Annotated in this window: 4 protein-coding genes; 3 read left to right on the forward strand and 1 reads right to left on the reverse strand. The window is 34.8% G+C overall.

Annotated elements, in window-relative coordinates:
* Positions 1–204 precede the first annotated feature (204 nt).
* A complete protein-coding gene (locus Q1K78_RS17065) occupies positions 205–675 on the reverse strand; it encodes a CreA family protein (RefSeq protein WP_300181607.1) in 471 nt (156 codons plus the stop codon).
* Positions 676–1,064: 389 nt separating this feature from the next.
* Here Q1K78_RS17065 and Q1K78_RS17070 point away from each other — a divergent pair, with 389 nt between their 5' ends.
* The 3 genes from Q1K78_RS17070 to Q1K78_RS17080 all read left to right on the forward strand — a co-directional run.
* The gene (locus Q1K78_RS17070) at positions 1,065–1,487 is read left to right on the forward strand and encodes a DUF3010 family protein (protein WP_300181609.1); all 423 of its coding nucleotides are present in this window, start codon (positions 1,065–1,067) and stop codon (positions 1,485–1,487) included.
* A gap of 46 nt (positions 1,488–1,533) precedes the next feature.
* Positions 1,534–2,025, forward strand: coding sequence for a hypothetical protein (locus Q1K78_RS17075; protein WP_300181611.1), 492 nt, complete (start codon positions 1,534–1,536; stop codon positions 2,023–2,025).
* Positions 2,026–2,051: 26 nt separating this feature from the next.
* A partial coding sequence (locus Q1K78_RS17080; protein ID WP_300181613.1) for an HD domain-containing phosphohydrolase occupies positions 2,052–3,743 on the forward strand: 1,692 nt, incomplete at its 3' end.

Below are 3,743 nucleotides of genomic sequence, written 5' to 3' on the forward strand. Positions count from 1 at the left end.
TCGTCGCTATTTATTAGCAAATAAGCTGAATGCCTCTCAGTTATACTCACGTGGATTTGGTGAATATCTTCCGCTATGTGATAACGAAACGCTGTTAGGTCGTAAGTGTAATCGACGTGTTGAAATTACGGTGCTGAAAATCGACTGGTAGAAAAATGAAAGAAACTGGATAGGGTACATCACCATCCAGTTTCTTTATTTATATTACTCAGCAGTAGTTAATTGCTCTTGGTATGCCTTAGTTCCCCACAATGGCACTGTAGACAAGCTATGTTTAAAACTACCCTCGGTCTCTTTAGTCGTGTACGACAAGTAGAGTAGGGTCTGGTTATCGGCATCGTAGATACGTCTAACTTTCATAGATTTGAAGAAAATACTTTTCGATTGCTTAAATACTACTTCACCAGATTTACTTTTGTCGATGCTTGCAATCATCTCAGGGGTAATGTCACCAGTTTGACGGCAAGAAATAGAACTATCACTTGGATCGGAAAAACTCAAATTAGCTTCAACAGAGGCGATATGGCAAGTTACTCCTGGAATCTTCTCATCATCCAAGTTTGAAATTTTTATATCTTTCATGGTAAACATACCAAGTGATACGTCACCAACTTCATTATCTGAGCAAGCCGTAAGCATTGTTGTGAGAGTTAGTGCAAAAATAATTTTTTTCATTAAAGATTCTCTGATTTTATACGATATAAAAGAGTGTAGCATAAGCGTTATTCGATTCGAGCATCACTTTAACATAGAATAATTAGGTGTATGTGTATGAGCCGAGTAACAAATTGGTTTCTGAATTAGTTTAAAGTGTATTATTATCTATTTTATAGAATGCACATATAGGAACATATTGTGAAAAAACAAATAATTACAGCCGCTATTATGGTTATTTTATTAAGCGGTTGTAGCTCGCCATCGCAGCAGAGAATGTGTGTGCCAGATTTTTGTAATATCTGGGGGCAATGATTGTTATCGTCTCATTTTTATTGTTAGATTCAACGTATCTATTTAATTAAATTAAGCCTATAATCAATAGGTTCAAGACATTGTAGGATTTTAGAATGAAAGTATGTGGCGTAGAGCTTAAAGGTAATGAAGCAATCATCTGTTTAATTAATAAATCAGATGGCATGATTGACCTACCAGATTGTCGTGTTTCTAAGTTTGATATTACTGAGCCATCAAAAACGGAATCTATCCGTGATTTTCAGTTTAAATTTAAAAAATTGATGGAAGACTACCAAGTAGAAACCGTTGTAATTAAAGAACGCGTAATGAAAGGTAAGTTTGCCGGCGGTGCTGTTGGCTTTAAATTAGAAGCTGCAATTCAGCTAATTGACACTGTTGAGGTTGAAGTTTTATCAGCAATGGATCAAAAAGCTAGTCTTAAACGCGCGCCAGAAATGCTGCGAGTAAAAGAAATTGGTCTTAAAGGTTTTCAACAAGAAGCTTATGAAGCAGGTTTTGCGTTCTTAAACTTATAAATTTAAATAAATAAAGGATGGGTAACCATCCTTTTTTGTAGGTAATATGATGATTAACTCAGAAACATTCTATGTAAAAAAACAGGCGTGGCTTGCAAATCAAGTTAATGTTGAGTTTCCTACACCAGAAAGTGTGAAAGGTCGTGATGTCTACTTAAATCAAGAGACGTTAAATTCGGAAGAATATTCGTACATTTCTTCAGATTTCGCTGACAATATATCTGTTTTACAGGTTACAGAGCATCGTTTAACTATTCGATGGGCGATGACGGTAGCAAGTCAATGGAATGTTGAGTATGACGATGTACTCGAATTTTTAACACAAATTGATTTATGCGATGATTATCAATTATTTGTTGCTCTTGATGGGATGAAGCCTATCGCTGCTTGTTTATCTCAAGTTGCAGATAATGTTATGTATGTTTCAGACGTTGCTATAACAAGTGATGTTTTAGATAGAAATGGATTTTTAAGTGCAGTTATGGAGCAACAGTCTGCTTTCACGGATCATACATTTACGTCTTGTATCCGAGTATAAATCGATTTTGTAATGAGCATGAAAATATGCGTTATCCCTTCTTACTATTAGTGGCTTTTCTTTCTTTAATCTCATCGGTTTCTTCTGCACAATCGATAGAGACTGAAAAGCCGATTAATTTACTTGTTTTGCATTCTTATAGTCCATCTTATGAGTGGACGATGAATATAGAGGAAGGCATTAAAAATGCTATAAAAAATTCAAGTAAAAACATACGCTTATCTATTGAGTATATGGATTTTAAGCGTGTTGATAGCGCAATATATCAAACAGAATATAAGAGTTATTTAAATACTAAATATAAGATAGATTATTTTGATGCCGTGGTGGTTTCTGATGATAATGCTCTCAATTTTTTAATTGAACATGCTGAGGATCTCTATCCAAATGTTCCTCTTGTTGCTGTCGGGATCAATAATCTTTCTCCTAATTTAGGTACGCTAGAAAAACGCTTAACAATCTATTATGAGCGTGATCATATAGCTAAAAATTTAGAATTAGCGCAATCGCTCTTTCCTAAAGTAAAAACGATATACTTATTGAGTGATAATAGTTTAACCTCTCAATTAATTCGTCAGCACTTCTTAGCTGAAGCAGAGCAATTTCCTCAGTTAACCGTTCAAATCATCAGTGATAAATCTTTAGAAGATGCAGCCTCTTTCTTATCTACAGCGTCAAGAGATTCTGTCGCGTTTCTAACTCATTATAATACTGAGTTAAACCAAGATCGATACTATGATTATGCGGCTATTGCTTCGGTTTTATCAAAATACAGCACTATTCCTATCTTTGTTTTTTGGGAGCATTATATTGGCCATGGTGTATTTGGAGGTTATGTAAACCGCTCTTATTCACTAGGTATTCAATCGATCCAATCTCTTAGTAAAAAATTAGATTTCACCATTACAGAAAGAGTTTCTGGCTTTTCTTCCAGTTGGGAAGGTTATCTTTTTGATTCTAGAATGGTAGATAGGTTCAATTTAAAGAGAAAAAATCTACCATACGCTTCAAGTATTGTTAATAAACCTTACTCTTATCTCTATGAAAATAGAAATATTATTACAGTTACTGCTTTATTAGTAATAATGTTACTTGGAATTATCATTACCCAATACATTGCTATATTGCGTAAAAAAGAATTAAACGAAAATAAAACGCATATATTAGAACTGCAAAATAAAACCTTAACAGTTCAAAAAGAGATGATTGAAGTTCTTGGTGAGGCGATTGAAACTCGCTCAGGAGAAACGGGCAATCATGTTCGGCGAGTAGCTAAAATGTCACGGCTGTTAGGGAAAATATATGAACTACCTAAATCAGAGTACAGGCTAATTGAAGTAATTAGTCCAATGCACGATGTAGGTAAGATTGGGATACCTGAAGCGATATTAGATAAACCAGGGCGTTTAAGCCAAGAAGAAAGGGTTATTATTGAGACGCACACTGAAATTGGTTATAAATTATTAGCGTCTGGTGGAGAAATTATGCAATCAGCCGCTAGAATTTCCCTTGAACATCATGAGCGATGGGATGGAAAAGGATACCCTAATCAATTGGTTGCTGACGAAATTCATATTTTTGCCCGAATTACTGCAATTACTGATGTATTTGATGCCTTAATGAGTAAGCGTTGCTATAAAGATCCTTGGCCTTTAGATAAGGTGATTGAGCTGTTTGAAAAAGAATGTGGTAAGCAGTTTGATCCTGATTTATGTCGA

The sequence above is a fragment of the uncultured Aliivibrio sp. genome (genome assembly GCF_946479765.1).
GTDB lineage: Bacteria > Pseudomonadota > Gammaproteobacteria > Enterobacterales > Vibrionaceae > Aliivibrio.

Coding starts and splice junctions, on each gene's coding strand:
- Q1K78_RS17070 (WP_300181609.1), top strand. CDS start 1,065: ATGAAAGTATGTGGCGTAGAGCTTAAAGGTAATGAAGCAATCATCTGT.
- Q1K78_RS17065 (WP_300181607.1), bottom strand. CDS start 675: ATGAAAAAAATTATTTTTGCACTAACTCTCACAACAATGCTTACGGCT.
- Q1K78_RS17075 (WP_300181611.1), top strand. CDS start 1,534: ATGATGATTAACTCAGAAACATTCTATGTAAAAAAACAGGCGTGGCTT.